Raw genomic sequence first — 20,221 nt, forward strand, 5'->3', positions numbered from 1 at the left:
CATACTGTTTTTACTTTGTTTTTGCAAGATTAAAAACGCATTTAGTCGATTGATTGTTGCTGCATGGTAAAATCGGCCAACTTTTCAATCTGCTGACAGTTCGCTGTGAGCAATAAGCTGCCAAAAATAGATGAAGGCGCGTATTTTCCACCATTTATGAATTTGCTCAAAGCACTGGCCACCGTAGGTGGCATGACGTTTATCTCGCGCCTGCTCGGCTTTGTCCGTGACACACTGATTGCCCGTATTTTTGGCGCGGGCATGGCCACCGATGCCTTTTTTGTTGCGTTTAAAATCCCCAACCTGTTGCGCCGTATTTCGGGCGAGGGCGCATTTAGCCAGGCCTTTGTGCCTATCCTTTCCGAGTACCGCAAGCAGCGTACGCCTGAGGCGACCAAGGCATTGATTAATCATGTGGCCAGTTTGCTGGGCCTGTTTCTGGTGGCGATTACTATTGTTGGCATGCTGGCGGCGCCGTTGATTGTGCGCCTGACTTCGCCGGGCTTTGTGCATGACCCGGCCAAGTTTGCATTGACCACTGAACTATTACGTATCACCTTTCCTTATATCCTGTTTATTTCACTGGTATCAATGGCAGGCGGGGTGCTCAATGCGTTCAGCAAATTCCAGGTGCCTGCCTTTACGCCAGTCTGGCTTAATTTGAGCTTTATTACAGCGGCGATTTTTATTGCGCCGCATTTCCACAACTCCGTCTATGTATTGGCTTGGGCAGTATTTGTTGGCGGTATTATCCAGTTACTGTATCAGTTGCCTTACCTGCAGGAAATCGGCATGTTGCCGCGCTATGCCTTGAACTTTGAGGATGAAGGCGTGCGCCGCATCCTTAAGTTGATGGGCCCCGCTATTTTCGGCGTGTCTGTGGCGCAGATTTCCATCGTGCTGAATAACATTTTTGCTTCGTTTATGCCCACCGGCAGTGTGTCCTGGCTGTATTATGCCGATCGCCTGATGGAGTTCCCGACCGGTGTACTGGGCGTGGCATTAGGCACGATTTTGTTGCCCAGTTTATCCAAGGCGCATGTAGATAAATCCAGCGCCGAGTTTTCATTGTTGTTGGACTGGGGCTTGCGCCTGACCTTTATGCTGGCTATTCCGGCGGCGGTGGCGATGGCTGTGCTTTCCAAACCGCTCGTCGTCAGCCTGTTTTATTACGGCAAATTCACTTCTATGGACGTGTTGCAAACCGAGCGCGCATTGATTGCGTATAGCCTGAGTCTGCTCGGCCTGATTATGGTGAAGGTGCTGGCACCGGGGTTTTATGCCCGCCAGAATGTTAAAACGCCGGTTAAAATTGCCATCTTTACCCTGGTCATGACGCAAATCATGAATGTGGCTTTCTTGTGGTTTACCTCGTTGCAACATGCTGGATTGGCGCTGGCCGTTGGCCTCGGGGCTTGTCTGAACGCGACCTTGCTTTGGGTGACGTTACAGAAATCCGGCGCCTATCAGCCACAGGCTGGTTGGGTGTTGTTCTTGCTCAAACTGCTGGTGGCGGTGACCGTCATGGCACTGGTGTTGCATGCGGCGGCGACCTGGTCCGGTGATTGGTTGGCCATGGCGACATTGACCCGCATGGCGCATCTGGCAGGCATCGTCGTGCTGGGCATGAGTGTGTATTTTGCTGCACTCGGCCTGCTTGGTTTTCGGCCAAGGGACTTTATGAAACGGGTGGCTAAATAATGCAGATATTTCGCCATATTCCAGCAGCATCCTCGCCGCAAGCGATTGCCATCGGCAATTTTGATGGCATGCATTTGGGGCACCAGGCCTTGCTGCGCCAACTGGTCGCTTATGCGCAAACCTATAAAATCACGCCCGCCGTGATGACCTTTGAGCCACATCCGCGCGAGTTTTTCATGCCGCAGAATGCGCCTGCGCGCCTGGCCTCCATGCGTGAAAAGCTGGAATATTTTGCCGAATGTGGCGTGCAGCATGTGTATGTGCAACGCTTTAACCAGGCGTTTGCCGCACAGAGCCCAGCCACGTTTATGCAGGTGTTGCGACAGCAACTCAATGCCAATGTGGTCATGGTTGGTGAGGATTTCTGCTTTGGTGCCAAGCGTGCAGGCACTGTGCAAACATTGATCGAGCACGGCTTCAATGTGATTCCGCTGCCCGAAGTGCAGTTACATGGCGAGCGTGTCTCCAGCACGCTGGTGCGTAATGCGCTGGCGGCAGGCGAACTGGTCAAGGCGCATACCTTGCTTGATCGCCCGTACAGCATTAGTGGCAAGGTGGTGCATGGTGCCAAGCTCGGGCGCCAGTTGGGTTACCCGACAGCCAATGTACATATGCGCCATGAACGGCCTGCACTGACCGGGGTTTATGCGGTAAAATTGAACAATTTACCGGCGGTTGCCAATTTGGGTAATCGGCCGACCCTGGAAGGCATCCCCAAACTCAAGCTTGAAGTGCATGTGTTTGATTTTAATGATGATCTTTATGATCAGCATGTGCATGTGCAGTTTTTTCATAAACTGCGTGACGAACAAAAATTTGCCGGGCTGGATGCATTGAAGGCGCAAATTGCGCTGGATGCCTTGCAGGCAAAACAATATTTTAGCCACGGATAAGCGCTGAACATCGATCAGCCATCAATCTGTGGCTGATTTTTTGGATATTTAAATGACTGACCAAACCAAAGATTCAAAATATAAACTGAATTTACCTGAAACCAGTTTCCCCATGCGCGGTGACTTGTCCAAGCGCGAACCGGCCTGGTTAAAAAGCTGGCAAGCGCGCAAGGTGTACGAGCGTATCCGCGCCAAGCGTAAGGGTGCGCCAACATTCATTCTGCACGACGGCCCACCGTACGCCAATGGTGATATTCACATTGGTCACGCCGTCAATAAAATCCTCAAGGACATCATCATCAAGGCCAAAACCATGGGTGGTTTTGATGCGCCTTATGTGCCGGGATGGGATTGCCACGGTCTGCCGATCGAGCTGGTGGTGGAGAAAAACCACGGCAAGAATATTGATCCGGCCAAGTTCCGTGAATTGTGCCGTGCCTATGCCGCCGAGCAGGTCGAAAAGCAGAAAAAAGACTTTATCCGCCTGGGTGTATTGGCTGACTGGGATCATCCTTACCTGACCATGGCATTTAACACCGAGGCCGATATCATGCGTGCCCTGGGTGATATCTACCAGAATGGTTATCTGTATCAAGGTTCCAAGCCTGTGCACTGGTGTGTGGACTGCGGCTCTGCCCTGGCTGAAGCTGAGGTGGAATACGAAGACGTGAATTCACCTGCGATTGATGTCGGTTTCAAGGTGGTAGATAACGCTGCATTGAGCAAAGCATTTGGTACTGCCGTGAATGGTGATGCCTATGCCGTGATCTGGACCACCACGCCATGGACACTGCCTGCTAACCAGGCGGTAAGCGTGAATGCCGAGCTGGATTATGACCTGATTCAAACCAGCAAAGGCTTGCTGATCCTGGTGCGTGATCTGGCAGAAAAAACCTTGGCCAGATATGCAGAGGAAAATACTTCTGTCATCGCCAGTTGCAAGGGCGAAGCTTTGCGTGGTTTGCTGTTACAGCATCCGTTCGACAACCGCCAGGTGCCAGTGATCACGGGTGACCACGTGACGACCGATGCCGGTACCGGCCTGGTGCATACGGCTGCCGCCCATGGTAACGATGACTGGTTGGTGATGCGCGCCAATTTCCCTAATGAAAAACCGCGCGTACTCATTGGTGGTGATGGCAAATTCTTTAGCAGCGAGTTGGTTGAATTTGTAGAAATCCGCGGCCTGAGCCGTCAGGATGCTAACAAGATCATCCTGGCCAAGTTGCAGGAAAATGGCGTGTTGTTAGCCTCTGCGCGTTTAAACCACAGCTTCCCGCATTGCTGGCGTCATAAAACGCCACTGATGCAATTGGCGACGCACCAGTGGTTTATCGGCATGAACTCTGTCGGCCCAGATGGCAAAGCCTTGCGTGAGCATGCAAATACAGCAGTCGACGCGACACAGTTCTTCCCGAGCTGGGGCCGTGCGCGCCTGGAAGCCATGATCAAGAATCGCCCAGACTGGTGCGTGTCACGCCAGCGTAACTGGGGCGTACCTATGCCGTTCTTTGTCCACAAGGAAACAGGCGAACCACATCCAGAAACCATGCACTTGCTGGAAACCGTATGCAAACAGGTAGAACAGCAGGGTATAGAGGCCTGGTTCAGCCTGGATGGCGCCGCTTTCCTCGCCCAGCATGCGCCAGCGAATGCCGAGCAGTATAAAAAAGTGACGGATACCTTGGACGTCTGGTTTGACTCAGGCGCCACGCATTATGCCGTGGTGCGTTCTGCGCAGCATCCAACCTTGTCGGCCGCTGCAAACGTGCGTGAGGCCGAACACCAGCCAGTGGCTGACCTGTACCTCGAGGGCTCAGACCAGCACCGCGGCTGGTTCCAGTCCAGCTTGCTGACTGGTTGTGCGATTGACGGCACTGCGCCTTACAAGGCCTTGCTGACGCATGGTTTTGTGGTTGATGGCGCTGGCCATAAAATGAGTAAATCCAAAGGTAACGTCGTCGCGCCACAAAAAGTCATGGATACTTATGGCGCCGATATTCTGCGTTTATGGGTGGCGTCGACCGATTATTCTGGTGAGCTGACCATCAGTGATGAGATTCTCAAGCGTGTCGCCGATGGCTATCGCCGTATCCGTAATACCTTGCGTTTCCTGCTCTCAAACCTGGCTGATTTTGATGCCAGTAAAGACCTGCTACCCGTCGACCAGTGGCTGGAAATTGACCGCTATGCACTGCACCTGACGCAGCAATTGCAAAACGGCATCCTGGCTGATTACGATAAGTACGAATTTCACCTGGCGGTGCAAAAGTTCGTTGGTTTCTGTTCTGAAGATTTAGGTGGTTTTTACCTCGATATCCTGAAAGACCGCCTGTATACCAGTGGTGAAACTTCACATGCACGCCGTGCGGCACAAAGCGCCTTGCATCACATCACACATGCCATGATGCGCCTGATGGCGCCGATTTTGAGTTTCACGGCCGATGAAATCTGGCAGACACTGGGGCTGGATAGCGTAGCGACTGTGTTTGAAGAGGATTGGTATGGGTTGCCTGCACACGGTTTAAATTCAGAGAGACTCTCTGTATGGGAGTCGATTATTGAGTTAAGAAAAGTCGTTAATAAGGAAATTGAGGTGTCGAGAGGTTTCGGCACGGTTGGTTCTTCCCTAGCTGCAGAAGTCGATTTATATATTGCGGATGACGTGCTTTTCAATCATTTGAATGCTTTTGGTGATGATTTGAAGTTTGTTTTCATTACATCACGATTGACTGTTCATCACGAGGTAAGAGATGACATTGTAAAAGTTGTTGGTGGAGCCCATCACAAATGTGACCGCTGCTGGCATTACCGTGCCGATGTCGGCAGTGATGCAGCGCATCCGACCATTTGTGGTCGTTGCGTAAGCAACCTTTTTGGCAGTGGTGAAGTGCGCACCTATGCCTAAATTCGGGCCTAATTTACGTTCTGCTTTGCCTTGGTTGATATTGAGTGCCATCGTGATCGCACTCGACCTGTACACCAAGCATTTGGTGCAGCAGGCGTTCGTCTATGGCGAGCACTTGCCGGTCACTGGCTTTTTTGACCTGGTGCGTTACCACAACACAGGCGCGGCCTTCAGCTTTTTAGCTGATGCTGGTGGCTGGCAGCATGGTTTCTTTACGGCAGTTTCTACGCTGGCTTCGGCCGTGATGGTCTATCTGCTGGTCAAGCATCCACAAAAAAAGCTGTTCTGTTTTGGCTTGGCACTGGTATTGGGCGGCGCCTTGGGTAATTTGTATGACCGGTTAACGCTGGGCTATGTGGTCGATTTTTTGCTGTTTTATTACCAGCAATGGGCCTGGCCTGCATTTAATGTGGCCGATAGTGCTATCTGTGTCGGGGTGGGCCTGTTGATGCTGGATAGTTTTAAACAGCCGAACGACGAGTGACGCGAGCAGGCGTAGAAGCTAGGCCATGATGGATGGGCTGCAATATACCTTTAGCGATGTGATCAAACAGTGGTTAGGCAGTAAAAGTACCTGGCACTATGTCAGTTTGCCTGTGGCCATGTCAGATGAGATTCATACACTGAGCCAGTATCACCAGACCAAGCGTCGTGGCTGGGGTGCGGTGAAAGTGGCGGTGAGCATGGGGGACCAGCAGTGGCAAACCTCCATATTCCCGGCGTTTGAAGGTAAGCGCTATGCACTGTTTTTAAAGGCTGATGTGCGTAAGCAGTTGGCGGTGACGGTAGGCAGTGAGGTTACCGTGTCATTAACAGTTCGGTTTTAGACGTTAACCCGCCGCCTGGTTGGGTAGCGGTTAATAGTTTGTGTATATCCTCTATCGGCATCGGCCTGCCGAGCAAAAATCCCTGTATGCAGTCGCAGCCGGTATCGCGTAAAAAGTCGAGTTGGGCCTGGGTTTCTATGCCTTCAACCACCACCGAAATCCCCAGAATACCTGCGGTTTTTACAATCGTGCTGACAATTTCACTGTCAGCGGTGCTGTCCGGCACATCGACCATAAACGCACGGTCTATCTTCAGTTCATCAATCGGCAAATGTTTAAGCTTGAACAGCGATGAGTTACCGACACCAAAATCATCCAGCGATACGCGTACGCCGAGCTCCTTGAGTTGCTTGAGAATTTCCAGTGCCTGTTCCTCGTGTTCAAAAACGGCACTCTCGGTGATTTCCAGGGTAATGAGCGCAGGTGGGATCGCGTATTGTTGCAGGAGTTGGCTAATACGCAAAGGCAGGCCGTGGTCGCGGAACTGGCGTGGTGAAATGTTGATGGATAAGCCGACGGTTTGACCGTTTTTGTGTATCAACCCCGATAAGTGGCGAAAGGCTTCGCTGATGACCCATTCACCAATCGGCAGAATCAGCCCGGATTGCTCGGCATAGGGGATAAATTCGGCCGGGGAGGTAATATCGCCTTTGCTATTGCGCCAGCGGATCAGGGCTTCAATATTGGCGATGCGTGGCTGCGCCTGTTGGCTGACCTTGAATATCGGCTGAAAATGTAAAAAGAATTCCTGTTTTTTAATCGCTTTGCGTAGTTGCACATCCAGCCGGAAACGGTTTTGCGCCAGCTTGGTTTGCTCTTTGCAATAGAATAAAAACAGGTGCTGGGTCGAGCGTTTGGCGTGGGCCAGCGCGGTATTGGCGTTGCGCGCCAGTTGATCTGCATTGCTGGCATCGCGCGGGTAGAGGCTGATGCCTATGCAGGCGTCGAGGATTAATTCATGGCCTTCTGCCAAGACGGGTTTGTGCACGATTTTGCATAGGTTGTGTGCGAGGTGCACGAGCTCGGCATCGGTTTTGTGGCGTGTGACAATCAGCGCGAATTTATCGCCATGTACACGGCCCAGTTCGCCGCAGTCATTGGTAATGTATTGTAGGCGCTGGGCGACTTCAAGCAGGAACAGGTCGCCGGTACGGTGGCCAAAACTGTCATTAATGCTTTGAAAGTGTTTTAAATCAATCATGAGCAAGGCCACCATGCCGCTGTCGTTGGCAGCATTGATGATGGCATGTTCCAGCAGGTTGAGCATGGCGAGTCGGTTGGGCAGGCGTGTGAGCGGGTCGCTGCGCGACAGTTGCAGGTACTCCATTTCTTTTTCGGCCAGGCGTTTTTCGGCGCGTAACAATCGCTCGCTCTCACGCAATAAAATGCTTTGCCTGACCGCGGAGAAAATCAGGATGGTTGTCACCGAGCCGATCGCAATATGGTAGGCATACGGGTGCGGGCCGCTTTGCCACCAGATCAGCAGCAGGGTGCTGATGCTGAATACAAAAGCGATCACCGGAATCCAGCTACGCAAGCGGCGGCACTGGCGATGGAAGGCTGTTTTTTTTGCGATGCGCACTTGCCAGCCATAGAGGCCGCTGCCGATGAGCAGGTCGGCGACGGAGAAACCATAGTTAATCCAGAGGCTGGTTTGCGGGTTGTGGTTAAGTGCATTCAGGTTCCATTGCATCCAGCAGATGCCTAGCAGGGTGAGCCCGGCGCTGAGTAGCAGCCAGGGCAGCATCCAGGCGGGTCTTAAATAGGGAATGAGTAGCAGCGACACCAGGGCGGCGCTCAGCATGCTGGCCGGATAGGCAGTGAGCACGGCCAGTTGCAACAGGCTGACGTCTGCCGATTTTGGTAAATAAGAGATCAGCACATAGCCGAGGATGGCGATGCTGAAGGAGACGGCATCAATGGTAAATGCCCAGGTTTTAGAGCGAGAAAGCTGGCTGCGCAGGGCGGTGATAAAGCCAATAATGAGGCAGGGGCCTAATAACGGGTAAAAAATATCCGATTGCGCCGGGAAGGCGGTTTGATGCGTCAGGACCTGGAATATCCATAATACCCCACCGGTAAAGTAGGCGAAGGTGCCAATGACAAACCAGCGTTTACAGGCACGATGCGCGGGGTTGGCGCGGAAATAACCCAGGAGGGCAAGCATGAGGCAGGCGCTGATGGTGGACATCCAGTGGAGGTTATCCAGCCATAGCGCTGTTTTAGGCGTCGCGTTGAAGGAGGCCGCCAGGCAAAGCAGTAAAACAGATACAGCAACAACAATAACTTTACGCGAAAGTGTCATGCAGCCCCCTTGTTTTTTGTCAATTCTAACAAGGGGTTAGAAAAAAACTAGTCCCTGCCGATAATTAGTTTGACGATATGCATTAATCCAACACACAGTGCACCAGCCAGCACGCCAATGGCGGCGTTTATCAGCCATGACCATTGTGAAAGCTGCTCAACCAGCGCGTGTAGTGGATGTATGCCATGCGCAATAATGCCACCGCCGACCAGGAACATGGCAGCGGTACCCAGCACACTCAGTAAGCGCATTAAATGCGGCACGGTTTGCACCATGCCCCAGCCGAATTTGCGTGTGGCTTGTGACGGTAAATGCGTGCCGGGGCGTTGCATCAGCCACAAACCAATATCGTCCATTTTGACAATCAGTGCCACCAGGCCATACACGCCTATGGTCATGACCACGGCAATCAGGGACAGCACCAGGATACGCTGCGTCAGCGCAGCATCGGCCACCACGCCTAAAGCAATGACGATAATTTCTGCCGACAGGATAAAGTCGGTGCGCACGGCGCCTTTGATTTTTTCTTGCTCCAGCACCACCAGGTCTGCCTGCGATTGTTGCATGGCTGTATGTATGGCTTGTGTATGGGTGTCTTCCTTGGCGTTGTGATGCAATTTGTGCCAGACTTTTTCAAAGCCTTCAAAACACAAAAATGCGCCGCCTAGCATAAGCAGGGGCGTAATCAGCCAGGGTAAAAACGCGCTGATCAATAAAGCCGCAGGGACCAGAATGAGCTTGTTAATCAATGAGCCGCGGGCCACCGCCCACACCACGGGTAATTCACGGTTTGCCGCAATACCAGTCACTTGCTGCGCATTCAGCGCCAGGTCATCGCCCAGGACCCCCGCTGTTTTCTTGGCGGCTAACTGACTCATGACCGACACGTCGTCGAGCATAGTAGTGATGTCATCGAGTAATGCCAGCAGGCTGGATCCGGCCATGGTTTGTCCTGTATCAATGGGAATAGTTGTTTATTCTAAAGGATTCCCGTTAGAATAGCGGCATGGTAACGCTCAGATTTCAACGGTGGATGGCGCGCATGGCCTTGATGGCGATCATGCTGGCCACGCTCGTGCCGACCCTGAGCCTGGCTTTCCCCATGCAAAGCGGTAAAGGCTTTGTGCAAGAAGTCTGTTCTACCCAAGGCAGCAAGCTGCTGATTCAGGTGGTCACCACGCAAGGCAAGCAATTATCCACCTTGATTGACTACAAGCCGTCACAAAAGCCGGTGTCACTCAGCCATCACCTCAATCATTGCCCGTTCTGCCATATGGCCATGGATGATATCGTGATGCCATCTTACAATCCGGCCTATATCCTGTTTCAGCAAGCACAGGCTGATGTCGCTTTAAGCGAATATCAAGCGCCTGTTGTTTCCAGTTTTTACCCGACTGCGCATACCACCCGCGCGCCCCCTCTCACTCCAAGCGCAATCTAGTTCCGTCAATTATTTGACGGGTTTAGCGTCTGCCTGTGATCCAGGCACGAATGGAGTCATCTCATGATTATTATCAATCTACAGGCAATGATATTTGCCAAGCAGGTGGAGTGGGCACGCCACATCACCCTCAAAGAAGTTGCCGAATCTACAGGCATCAGCCGCATGACCTTGCACCGCATGGTCAAAAATCCTACCTACAACGCATGTACCGAGCATCTGGGCAAGTTGTGCACTTATTTCGCGTGCGACATTAGTGCACTAATCCGTTGGCAGCCAGAAAGTGCTGTCCGGCAAGTATTTGCGGCTTGATGTTTAAGGTATTTGTACTGCTTGTCTGATGGCAGGCAGTGCATATTGCGTAGAAAGAATAAGGGAATACAACATGAATAAAACAAAAATCTGCCTGGCTATTTTGGCGGCGATGCCTTACCTGGCACAGGCCGAGCATGAGGGCACGGTACATCTTGATGAAGTCAAAGTGGTGGCAAAGAAAAACAAAGCGTCACTGACACAGCCAGATATTGAAACGGCAAAAGAGAATCTTTCTAAAACCGCAGGCGGCACCACAGTGGTCAATATGGAAACCGTGCGCGAAGGCCGTACCAGCAATATGCAGGATACGCTGGGTATGGCGACTGGCGTGCTGGCACAGTCACGCTTTGGTGCCGAAGAAACCCGCCTGTCGATTCGCGGCTCCGGTTTGCAGCGCACGTTTCACGGCCGTGGTTTAAAGCTGATGCAAGACGGCATTGCAGTCAACCTGGCCGATGGCGGTTTTGATTTTCCAGGCATTGACCCGATGGCGACGGATTATATTGAGGTCTACCGTGGTGCCAATGCCTTGCAGTATGGCTCCACCAACCTCGGCGGCAGCATTAACTTTATTTCCCGCACCGGTTACACGGCGCCTGCGCTGGAAGTCCGCTCAGAAGGCGGCAGCTATGGTTATTATCGACTCGGTGTCAGTACTGGCGGCGTTAAAGATAACGTGGATTACTTTGTGAGTGCCAGCAAATACCATTCAGACAGCTTTCGCGATAATGCACAACAAGGCGCAGACCGCTTGACCGGTAATGTCGGCGTGAAAATCAATGAGCAAGTAGAAACTCGTTTTTTCTTCGGCTATGTGAATAATGACTCGCAACTCTCCAGCAGTCTGACCAAAGCACAGTTAAAAGATAACCCCAGGCAGGCAACGGTGATTCCGGGGCAAGGCATCAATGAGCGCAATATCAATGTGACCAGATTGGCAAACAAAACCACGATTTTGTTTGACCAGAGCAAGCTGGAGTTGGGGGCATATTATGCACGCAAAGGCCTGTTTCACCCGATTGGTAACTTTGGTGACACCACCGGTGTTATTGATCAGGAATCGTATGATATTGGCCTCACCGCGCGTTGGGCGTATCAGGGCGAGTTGTTCGGCCATAAAAACGAGTTTGTGGCAGGGTTGTCACCGACCCGTGGGCGCACGGATGCAAAAAATTATCGTAATGTGGATGCGACGCGTGGTGCCTTGCTCAATGACTTTGACCAGAAAGCGACCAACTTTGAAACCTATCTCGAAGACCGCCTGAGCCTGGATGAGCAATGGACGCTGATTGCCGGGTTGCAATATGCAAAGTCCAAGCGTGATTCCCAAGACCAGATGATTACCGCCAGCGGTGACCAGAGCGTGGATAAAACGTATAGCCAAACCAGTCCCAAGCTGGGGGTGCTGTATCAGTTGCAGCCACAGGTACAGCTCTTTGCCAATGCCTCGCGTAGTTTTGAACCGCCGAGTTTCGGCGAGCTGAACAGCCTGGTGGTGAGCAGCCTCAAAGCGCAAAAAGGCACCACGTTTGAAATTGGCTCACGCGGTAATAGTGAGTTTGTTGACTGGGATGTGGCATTTTATCAGGCACGCTTGCAGGATGAGTTGCTGCAGGTGGGCGCAGCTGGTTCGCCATTTGCCAGCCAAACCATTAATGCGGGAAAAACCATCCACCGAGGCCTCGAGTTCGGCCTGACGGCCCGTTTGCCTTACAGTTTGCAATGGCGCTCCAGCTTGCTGATTAACGATTTCAAATTGGATAATGACCCGACTTTCGGCAGCAATCGCCTGCCAGGTATTCAGCGCTCCTTGCTGCGCGCCGAGCTGGTGTACCGTGGCAGCGATGTGCTCGAAAACTTCTATATCGGCCCAACCATAGAATGGTCACCACAGCGCTATAACGTCGACTTTGCCGAAACATTGTATGCAGACAGTTATTTCCTGTGGGGCATGAAAGCTGGGCAAAAGATCAACCAGCACTGGTCATGGTTTATTGAGGGGCGCAATTTGGCTAACCAGAAATATGCGGCGACAACCGGCGTCGTTGCCGATGCAACGCGCGCCTTTACCAGCCAAGCCCAGTTTTTCCCTGGCGATGGCCGCACGGCTTACCTGGGTGTGACCTGGACTTATTAACCGTTATTACCGGGGGCAGTGCTCCCGGTTTTCTGGAGTGTGTTGTGAATCATTGGATCAAGTTAATGGTGTGTTCGTTGGCGCTTTGGTGGCCAGCGACGGTATTACATGCGCATGCGACACCAGCCGAATCGGCGGCAGAAGATGTGCATTCTGTGGCTGCGGAAATGCATGAAACTTGGGATAAGCCCAATCAGCCATTGACGCTGCCAGTCATTGTTATATATCAGGGCATGGCGATTGCTGACTGGATTCAGGACGATAAAGGCGGGCGCGCTTTATTGAAATATCATCCTGCCCATCAGCATTGGCATACGCTACTATGCGGTGGCTCGGAGTTGACTTCATCCAGGCATTTGGAAGCGGCCGGGATGTCCTCTGCCGATGCCCAGTCACTCGCGGCCTTGCTGCAAAGCCATGAGCAGGACCTGACGGACGATCAGCGTCAACGGATAGACAGTTTTAAAGGTGTCGTGAAGTTTAGCAAGGGTAAGCCAGTGTCATCGACCGCCCATGATATGCATGGAGATACGCATGGCCATTAAGCACCCGTCAGTTCAGCGCGGCTGGCTATTTTGGCACCAATGGATAGGCGTGATCGCTTGTATCGGCATGGTGCTGTGGGGGTTGTCCGGGGCATCGCATCCCATCATGAGCCGTTTGCAACCGGCCCCAAAACAGTTTATGCCGCCACTGGCACCCGTCGATTTAAGCCAGGCGGTTTCACTGCCTGCATTGTTACAGCAACAGGCGATCACGCAGTTTCAGCATATCAGCCTGGTGCAGCTGGATGGCCAGGCTTATTACCGGATCGCACTCGCTGGTGTCGCCAGATATTTTTCGGTGATGAATGGTGAAGAGCGTGCAGGGGCCGAGAAGGCCGCAGCGATCAGCCTGGCCAATTATTACACCGGGCGTGATGCACCATCTGTACGCACGGTAGAAGCCGTGACCGATTTTGCGCCGGATTACCACCCAGTCAACCGTTTGTTGCCGGTTTGGCGCGTGGCCTATACGGGTGATCAAGGCCTGCGCGCCTATGTCGATACCGAGCAGTCCAGGTTGGCGACCTTGGTTGATGATCGTCGGGCCTTTTTGACCAAGGTATTCCAGTTCGGCCATAACTGGTCGTTTTTGCAGGCTTGCAGCATATTGCAACTGGCCGTCGCAACCGTGGTGCTGGTGCTGGTTTTAGCCTCGGCCATCACCGGGATCACTCTTTACATTAAGCAGCGCAAAACCGCGCCTTACCGCTTAAAGCGTTGGGGGCTGCAATGGTGGCATCGCGAGTTTAGCTTGTGGGTGTCGTTGCTTATTTTGCTGCTGGCTAGCACCGGCTTGTTCCATTTGTGGATGTCGGATATGCAGCAGCGTAGGCCCTTATTACACACGGCATTTGCCAGCGATAGTGCCGCGTTGAGTGCAGATGCCTGGTCACAACTGGCCACCGGCCAAGTGCTGAAACTGGATATTTATGGCCGCGGCGCTACGTTGTTCTGGCAAATCATTCCCGTCACGGCTGGCACGCAAGGCTTGCCTTCTGCACAGGTAGCGGCCATGCATCAGCATCATGCTGCTATGTCGCCTGCGCCTGCCGCACCGGTATTATGGCTCACCGGGCCGCATGCGGTGACTGCGCTCACGCCACAAGCCTATGCAACAGCATGGCTCGCAAACATTGCCGAAACAGCGCAGCCTGGCATTGAGTCTGTGCAGTGGGTCACGGCATTTGCCAATGAATACGGGTTTATTTTCAAACGCTTGCCGGTGCTAAAAGTGCAAACGACACAGGCGCAACACGCACGTTTTTACCTGGAACCGGCCACCGGTGCGCTGGCCGCCCGCGTCGATGACAGCGATGGCCTGGAAGGCTTTATTTTTGCCTATCTGCACAAATGGAGTTTTCAATCTGTGAGTAAAGACGTGCGCGACGTGTTGGCGATTGTTGCTGCATTGGCCGTGAGCCTGACTGGCTTGCTAGGCGCCTACCTGTTCGCCAGAAAACGCAGCTAACAGATCGCTATGCGACTGGAAGCGGATGCCCGTCGGGCATCTCTTCCATGGCGCAGCGCTTTAAGACGTCGCGTAAATCTTGTCCAAAAAGTAGCTGGTACGTTGTTTTAAACGCAACCTGTTTTGCAGCAGGTTAGGCAACTGTTCTGGTTTCAGGCACTGGATAATGTTGATGTCCAGCGCTTCCCTGAGGTCGATAATATCGCCTTCTTCTTCGCGGTCATCGCTCAGCATTTGAATAAATGGGCGCAAAGGTTGTTGCGGATTGGTCGACAGCACGGTGGCCAGTTTCTGGTCTGACAGGCGAATCACGCTACCAGGCGGGTAAATGCCCAGGCATTTGATAAAGCGTCGCAGAATGGTTTGGTCAAACTGGTGGCGCTGCTGTGCAAACATGACACTCAAGGCTTCGTAAGGCGTTTTTGTGTGTGCCGGATTAGACGGGTTGCACAGGTTATCGTACATATTGGCAATAATCAGGATATGCGATAACGGGTCAATCTGGTCACAATGCAGGCCTTTGGGATAGCCGCTACCATCGGCAAATTCATGATGCTGGGAAATCAGCGTCAATATTTTTCTGGGCACGGCGACATCTCGCAGCATATTCATGCCAAGCAAGACATGGGTTTGGTAAATAGCCGTTTCGCGTACACTCAGCGGGTCTTTTTTGAGCAGGATTTTGTCACTGATCTGGCGTTTGCCAATGTCGTGCAGAATGGCTGACATGCCTAAAATCACCAAATCTTCATCGGTAATGTCCAGGTTTTTAGCCAGCAACATGGCCACGACCAGCGTGTTCAATTCATGCTGGAAGTGCTGGTCACTGACACGGTGGCCATTCATGGCATGAATCGCGATGTCGCTCTCGGTCAGGGTGCTGGTAACCAGGTCTTCCACCAGCCTGGTGGCCATGCCATAGGCCTGATCCGGATGTTCAGTCGACAGCTTCTGAATATTCCTCACCTCTGTGCTGGTTTTCATGAACTTCTGTTCGCTTTCGGCCACCGCTTGCCTGAGCGCCAGTTGTTTTTTCTGGGCTGCACTTAATTCAGGGGCTGCATCAATGATTTCCACTTTAGGTGAGGCCGCTTTTTTCAGTGGGAACTCGACCACATTCTGCTGAGGTGTAATTCTCAGCGGCATGCTGGAGCTGCGTCTGGGGTCATAACGTAGCTGCTTCAATCCTAAAGACTTGATGGTCTCAATCTGTGATTCATCCGTGATCTTGAAGTTACTCACCGAAAATGGATGATCCATCCAGCCCAGGTCGAGGTGGATGTAGAGACCGATCTGAAGCTGGTCTATGTCGATATAGTAGGTGTCTGAGGCGTGATTAGGCATGGCGTTTTATTTTTCTTTGATTATTTAACACTAGTAACTGTAAAAAGTCGTCCGAGTTCACTGGATAAGCATACAGGTAGCCCTGTGCGGTCTGGCAGCCCAGTCGTTGTAAAAACTTTTCCTGTTCTTCGGTTTCGACCCCTTCGGCAACAACGGTGAATCCTAATTGTGTCGCCATCGCGTAGATCGCGCTGGTGATGGCGGCATCGTCTTTATCATCTGGCAGGTCTTTGACAAAACTGCGGTCGATCTTGATCTGATCCAGCGGTAAGCGTTTCAGATGCGATAGCGAGGAGTAGCCGGTGCCAAAGTCGTCAATGGCGATGCTGACCCCTAACAGTTTCAACTGGTTAAAGGTGTCGACCACATGCTGGGTATGCTGCATCAGCGTGCTTTCAGTGATTTCCAGCTCAATGATAGACGGGTCGCACTCGCTTTCCATGAGGATGCCATACACGGTATCGGCAAACTTGCTCTTCATGATTTGCACACCGGAAACGTTGATGGCAATCTTCTTAAATTCCGGATGCGCTTTGTGCCAGGCGTGCGCTTGGCGCACCGCTTGTGCCAAGGCCCATTCGCCTATGCTTAAAATCAAACCGGTTTCTTCTGCCAGTGGGATAAATTTCGCCGGTGAAATAATGCCCTGTACCGGGTGTATCCAGCGTATCAGCGCCTCAGCGCCAATAATCATGCCTGTGTTCAGGTCGATCTGCGCCTGGTAGAACATCTTGAGCTGATTTTTGGTCAGCGCCTGGCGCAACTCGGTTTCCAGCTGGAAGTGTTCTACAGCATCACGGCTCAACGCCACATCATAAAATGCGACATGGTTTTTACCGTTGTTTTTCACCTGGTACATGGCGAGGTCAGCCGCTTTAATCAGGCTTTCTACATCGTTGCCATCCTGTGGGTACATAGAGATACCAATGCTGGCACCGACAAAAATCTCATGATGGTCAATCATGAACTCACGTCTGAGCGCGTCCAGGATATCGTGTGCTTTTTGCGCAGCATCGGCTTTGCCATGCAGGTTTTCCAGCAGGATGATAAATTCATCGCCACCCAGGCGGCCGACAATATCAGACTCACGCAAAGCCGCGCGCAGACGCTCAGTGACGCCCAGCAGTAACTGGTCGCCGGAGTAATGGCCCAGGCTGTCATTAATGTTTTTAAACCGGTCCAGGTCAATAAACAGGACGGCGGCTTGCTGCTCATTGCGGTTGGCACGCTGAATGGCATGTGTAAACAAATGGTTGATCAGTCTGCGGTTAGGCAGGCCAGTCAGCGGATCATGGTTCACCAGTGAGTTGAGCTGCGTTTGTGAGCGCTTCATTTCACTAATATCGGCAAACACACCCACATAGTTGGTGATCACGTTGGCATGGTTGCGCACCGCCGTAATGGTCATCCACTCGGTATAAGTGTCGCCGTTTTTGCGTATGTTCTCAATTTCGCCCGACCATTTGCCATGGCGCTTGAGCGCCCCAAACAGGCCGCGTGGGCGTTGCCTGAAGATTTGCGGCTTGTGGCCCAACACTTCAGATTCTTCATAGCCGGTAATCAGGGTGTAGCCCTGGTTAATCCCGACCAACTCGCCAGCCGGGTTCACAATCATGATGCCTTCAGTGGTGCTGTCAAAGGCAATTTTGGCCAGTTTGAGGTGTTTGCCGGTTTGTTCGCGGTCAATTGCCACACTCAATGTACGGCCAATGGCCATTAACGAGCCCAACTCTTGTGAACTGGTGTTTTCGGCATCGAAACAACGCTCAATCACCATGGATCCCCACCACTCATCATCAATCATGAGCGGCACAATCACCAGGTTGACGGTGTCATGCGATTTAAGCAGGGCGCGCTCTGAGGCTGGCAATGTCAGGGCGTCACACATCACCGGCTGACCTTTGGACAGCAGGCTATACCAGCGTTGCAGCTCAGGCGACAGGAATGAAATTTTTTCCCAATGCTCGTAGGTGGTATGAAAGCCGTTCATTGCCCAGTGGAACAGGGCTTTGGAGCGGATATCGGTTTTTTTGCGGCTGGTGATGGTTTCGTGTTGCAGCAAAATCGCACGGCTAAAGCGGAACGACAGGCAGCATTGCTGCAAGACATTTTCCGCCACACTCTGCCAGCGTTCGGCCGAATGCAGCATCCAGTCGCAGGAAATCAGCGTGTCCAGCACTGCGCTGCGGTTAAGCAACTGCGTTTGAATGAATTTTTGTTCGCTGACATCGCGAGCCACGGTAATCAGGTGGCTGGGTTGATCTTTCTGGTCGTGGTAGGCGACTTTATTCACTTCCAGCGTTTTGTAGCCACCTTGGGGTAAATGTACCAGTTCTTCATTGTGGTAAGCCTGGCGGGATTTCCAGACCTGTTGGTCGGATTTCTCGTGATGTTCGAAGCTATTGCGGAACACCGGATGCAAGGTATCCGCAATTTGCAAATTGTTTAAGAACTGGTAGTCAAAGCTGTCAATCTGGAAGGTGTTCAGCATGTGCTGGTTGGCCATCATCCAGCGGTTGTCATTGTCTTTAATGCAAATCAGGTCCGGACTCATCTCAATCAGTGAGTGCACAATTGATTGCATGTGCAGCAATTGATCGACCAGCGTGCGTTCTTCTTCCTCCAGCATCAGGCCAATGGCACGGCGGCCCGATTGTGGATAGAACAAGCGGCATTTGAAGTCACGTTTTAAGCCATGAATAGGGGTGCTGATGTTTAATTCAGTTTTGCCCTCGCGCATGGCTTCGACCAGCGCTTGGCGAATCTCTTTGGGCAAGCCGTCTGCGAGCTCTCCCAGCAGGTTTTTCGCGGTGGTGCTGAGAGCGAGACACTGTGCCCGGCGATTGATGGCCAGCATAGGCATATCCGGCATGGTGACGGCCAGGGGCTGCAACCATGCTGTGCTATGATGATCAAAAACGGTTGGTAATGACATAGTTAAATCTGTTTCGGTCCGGTGTGCGTTGTAGTGCGGATAAGTGGGTTATCGGCGCGAATGCAAGCAAACTTTAGCGACATTAACTCTTGATAATTAAGGTAAATTTAAAGATGTTTTTAATTAATCTTCGGGTTGAGGCGTGATGGTCCAATCGTGGATAAAACCTGTGTTGTGGCTGGCTTGTTTGCTGTCATTGCAGGCGGTGCATGCGCATGAAACCCATCCCGAACACTCAGCCAGTGCATTGACCGTCAGCGTCACGGCCGATCATGGCGGGCGTGTGTGGCTGGCACAGGTCAAACAGGGCCAAGTCTGGGTGTCAGTCAGCGACGATGCGGGCAAGCATTTTAGCACCGAAGTGGCGGTGAGTCCTGTGCCGATGACGATTGCTGCCGACGCAGAAGCACGGCCAAATATTGCAGCAGGCGCTAATGGCGCGGTCTATGTCACCTGGACAGAGGCGCTGAAAAAGAACCATGCGGGCAATATCTGGTTTGCACGTTCGCTGGATGGCGGCAAAAAGTTTGAGGCGCCTTATATCGTGCATCAGCATCGCGAAGAAATCACCCATCGTAATGATGCTTTGCAAGTGGCGGCAGATGGCACGATAACTGTTGTCTGGCTGGACAAGCGCGATATGCTGGCAGCTAAAGCCGCGGGGAAGTCCTATGACGGCGCTGCGATTTACTATGCGGTGTCGCGCGATCAAGGCAAAAGCTTTAGTCTTGAACAGAAATTGGCTGATCACAGTTGCGAATGTTGCCGCATTGCCATGACCAGCAAGCCGGATGGCACCATCGCCGTGTTGTGGCGGCATGTGTTCGAGGGCAACGAGCGCGATCACGCCATGGCGGAAATTGGCCCTGTGGGCAAGCCAGTGTTGGTACGCGCCAGTTATGGGCACTGGAAAATAGAAGGGTGCCCACATCATGGGGCTGCGCTGGCGGTGGGCGAAGGCTTTGGCTATCACCTGGCTTATTTTGATGGCGCGGGCGATACGCCGGGCTTGCGTATCGCGCGCATGGATGGGCAGGCCTGGGTAACTTCGCCGCCGAGGCGCTTTGGCGATGCCAAGAGAAATGCCGGGCATCCGGCATTGTTGAGCGTCGGCGACCAGGTGTGGCTGGCCTGGCAGGAGCATGATCCGCATGGCGCCGACATTGTAGCGATGGCGTCGTCAGATGGTGGCAGAACCTGGGGTGCGCAGGTGGTCATTTTGCACAGCACCAGCAAGCTCGATTATCCGCAATGGCTGACTTTGCAAGGCCAGGCAACCCTGGCGGTAAACACTGCCGATCAAGGCTTGCAACTGTTGCCTTTCACGAATTAGTCCCAATTCATAAAAACGTTTCAAAGTCGCGCCTATTTGATCTGCATCTATTGAAAATGCAAAAACCCA

15 protein-coding genes are annotated in these 20,221 nt (G+C 52.5%); 11 read left to right on the top strand and 4 right to left on the bottom strand.

Going from position 1 to position 20,221, the window contains the following annotated elements; all coding sequences use genetic code 11:
* The first annotated feature begins 156 nt into the window (after positions 1–156).
* From murJ to INP79_RS03335, 5 genes are read left to right on the top strand one after another with little or no spacing between them, the layout of a single operon-like run.
* Positions 157–1,701, top strand: coding sequence for a murein biosynthesis integral membrane protein MurJ (gene murJ / locus INP79_RS03315; protein WP_194753830.1), 1,545 nt, complete (start codon positions 157–159; stop codon positions 1,699–1,701).
* Positions 1,701–2,594: a bifunctional riboflavin kinase/FAD synthetase gene (locus INP79_RS03320; RefSeq protein WP_194752914.1), complete on the top strand. Its 894-nt coding sequence runs from the start codon at positions 1,701–1,703 to the stop codon at positions 2,592–2,594. Before murJ ends, INP79_RS03320 begins: the two co-directional genes overlap by 1 nt.
* Positions 2,595–2,646: 52 nt before the next feature.
* Positions 2,647–5,502, top strand: a complete 2,856-nt coding sequence (gene ileS / locus INP79_RS03325) for an isoleucine--tRNA ligase (protein WP_194752915.1) — start codon at positions 2,647–2,649, stop codon at positions 5,500–5,502.
* Entirely contained in the window at positions 5,495–5,986 is a 492-nt protein-coding gene (gene lspA, locus INP79_RS03330; RefSeq protein ID WP_194752916.1) for a signal peptidase II, read from the top strand. The genes ileS and lspA overlap by 8 nt, the downstream gene beginning before the upstream one ends.
* A gap of 25 nt (positions 5,987–6,011) precedes the next feature.
* Positions 6,012–6,329 carry a DUF1905 domain-containing protein gene (locus INP79_RS03335; RefSeq protein ID WP_194752917.1) on the top strand — a complete coding sequence of 106 codons (318 nt, stop codon included), beginning with the start codon at positions 6,012–6,014 and terminating at the stop codon, positions 6,327–6,329.
* On the opposite strand, the gene INP79_RS03340 is transcribed toward INP79_RS03335, so the two are convergent.
* Positions 6,301–8,634 carry a bifunctional diguanylate cyclase/phosphodiesterase gene (locus INP79_RS03340; RefSeq protein WP_228519698.1) on the bottom strand — a complete coding sequence of 778 codons (2,334 nt, stop codon included), beginning with the start codon at positions 8,632–8,634 and terminating at the stop codon, positions 6,301–6,303. The genes INP79_RS03335 and INP79_RS03340 overlap by 29 nt on opposite strands.
* Before the next feature lie 47 nt (positions 8,635–8,681).
* On the bottom strand, positions 8,682–9,578 hold the full coding sequence (locus INP79_RS03345; protein WP_194752918.1) for a DUF808 domain-containing protein: 897 nt from the start codon (positions 9,576–9,578) through the stop codon (positions 8,682–8,684).
* Positions 9,579–9,640: 62 nt separating this feature from the next.
* On the opposite strand from INP79_RS03345, the gene INP79_RS03350 reads away from it, so the two are divergent.
* From INP79_RS03350 to INP79_RS03370, 5 genes are all read left to right on the top strand, one after another.
* Entirely contained in the window at positions 9,641–10,075 is a 435-nt protein-coding gene (locus INP79_RS03350) for a DUF2946 domain-containing protein (RefSeq protein ID WP_228519699.1), read from the top strand.
* Between the two features lie 63 nt (positions 10,076–10,138).
* A complete protein-coding gene (locus tag INP79_RS03355; protein WP_194752919.1) occupies positions 10,139–10,387 on the top strand; it encodes a helix-turn-helix transcriptional regulator in 249 nt (82 codons plus the stop codon).
* Positions 10,388–10,460: 73 nt separating this feature from the next.
* Positions 10,461–12,527: a TonB-dependent receptor gene (locus INP79_RS03360; protein WP_194752920.1), complete on the top strand. Its 2,067-nt coding sequence runs from the start codon at positions 10,461–10,463 to the stop codon at positions 12,525–12,527.
* Positions 12,528–12,571: 44 nt separating this feature from the next.
* Positions 12,572–13,072 carry a copper uptake system-associated protein gene (locus INP79_RS03365; RefSeq protein WP_194752921.1) on the top strand — a complete coding sequence of 167 codons (501 nt, stop codon included), beginning with the start codon at positions 12,572–12,574 and terminating at the stop codon, positions 13,070–13,072.
* Positions 13,062–14,540 (top strand): PepSY domain-containing protein, encoded by a 1,479-nt coding sequence (locus INP79_RS03370; protein WP_194752922.1) that lies wholly within the window; start codon positions 13,062–13,064, stop codon positions 14,538–14,540. The genes INP79_RS03365 and INP79_RS03370 overlap by 11 nt, the downstream gene beginning before the upstream one ends.
* Before the next feature lie 60 nt (positions 14,541–14,600).
* On the opposite strand, the gene INP79_RS03375 is transcribed toward INP79_RS03370, so the two are convergent.
* Complete coding sequence (locus INP79_RS03375) at positions 14,601–15,884, bottom strand: HD-GYP domain-containing protein (protein ID WP_194752923.1); 1,284 nt, start codon at positions 15,882–15,884, stop codon at positions 14,601–14,603.
* Complete coding sequence (locus INP79_RS03380) at positions 15,877–18,819, bottom strand: EAL domain-containing protein (protein WP_194752924.1); 2,943 nt, start codon at positions 18,817–18,819, stop codon at positions 15,877–15,879. The genes INP79_RS03375 and INP79_RS03380 overlap by 8 nt, the downstream gene beginning before the upstream one ends.
* A gap of 145 nt (positions 18,820–18,964) precedes the next feature.
* On the opposite strand from INP79_RS03380, the gene INP79_RS03385 reads away from it, so the two are divergent.
* Complete coding sequence (locus INP79_RS03385; RefSeq protein ID WP_194753833.1) at positions 18,965–20,152, top strand: sialidase family protein; 1,188 nt, start codon at positions 18,965–18,967, stop codon at positions 20,150–20,152.
* The last annotated feature ends 69 nt before the right edge of the window (positions 20,153–20,221 follow it).

It is taken from the genome of Methylophilus sp. QUAN (assembly GCF_015354445.1).
GTDB lineage: Bacteria > Pseudomonadota > Gammaproteobacteria > Burkholderiales > Methylophilaceae > Methylophilus.

Excerpts from the sequence above, each read along its gene's own strand:
- murJ (WP_194753830.1), top strand. The coding sequence starts at position 157 with ATGAATTTGCTCAAAGCACTGGCCACCGTAGGTGGCATGACGTTTATC.
- INP79_RS03320 (WP_194752914.1), top strand. The coding sequence starts at position 1,701 with ATGCAGATATTTCGCCATATTCCAGCAGCATCCTCGCCGCAAGCGATT.
- ileS (WP_194752915.1), top strand. The coding sequence starts at position 2,647 with ATGACTGACCAAACCAAAGATTCAAAATATAAACTGAATTTACCTGAA.
- lspA (WP_194752916.1), top strand. The coding sequence starts at position 5,495 with ATGCCTAAATTCGGGCCTAATTTACGTTCTGCTTTGCCTTGGTTGATA.
- INP79_RS03335 (WP_194752917.1), top strand. The coding sequence starts at position 6,012 with ATGATGGATGGGCTGCAATATACCTTTAGCGATGTGATCAAACAGTGG.
- INP79_RS03340 (WP_228519698.1), bottom strand. The coding sequence starts at position 8,634 with ATGACACTTTCGCGTAAAGTTATTGTTGTTGCTGTATCTGTTTTACTG.
- INP79_RS03345 (WP_194752918.1), bottom strand. The coding sequence starts at position 9,578 with ATGGCCGGATCCAGCCTGCTGGCATTACTCGATGACATCACTACTATG.
- INP79_RS03350 (WP_228519699.1), top strand. The coding sequence starts at position 9,641 with ATGGTAACGCTCAGATTTCAACGGTGGATGGCGCGCATGGCCTTGATG.
- INP79_RS03355 (WP_194752919.1), top strand. The coding sequence starts at position 10,139 with ATGATTATTATCAATCTACAGGCAATGATATTTGCCAAGCAGGTGGAG.
- INP79_RS03360 (WP_194752920.1), top strand. The coding sequence starts at position 10,461 with ATGAATAAAACAAAAATCTGCCTGGCTATTTTGGCGGCGATGCCTTAC.
- INP79_RS03370 (WP_194752922.1), top strand. The coding sequence starts at position 13,062 with ATGGCCATTAAGCACCCGTCAGTTCAGCGCGGCTGGCTATTTTGGCAC.
- INP79_RS03375 (WP_194752923.1), bottom strand. The coding sequence starts at position 15,884 with ATGCCTAATCACGCCTCAGACACCTACTATATCGACATAGACCAGCTT.
- INP79_RS03380 (WP_194752924.1), bottom strand. The coding sequence starts at position 18,819 with ATGTCATTACCAACCGTTTTTGATCATCATAGCACAGCATGGTTGCAG.
- INP79_RS03385 (WP_194753833.1), top strand. The coding sequence starts at position 18,965 with ATGGTCCAATCGTGGATAAAACCTGTGTTGTGGCTGGCTTGTTTGCTG.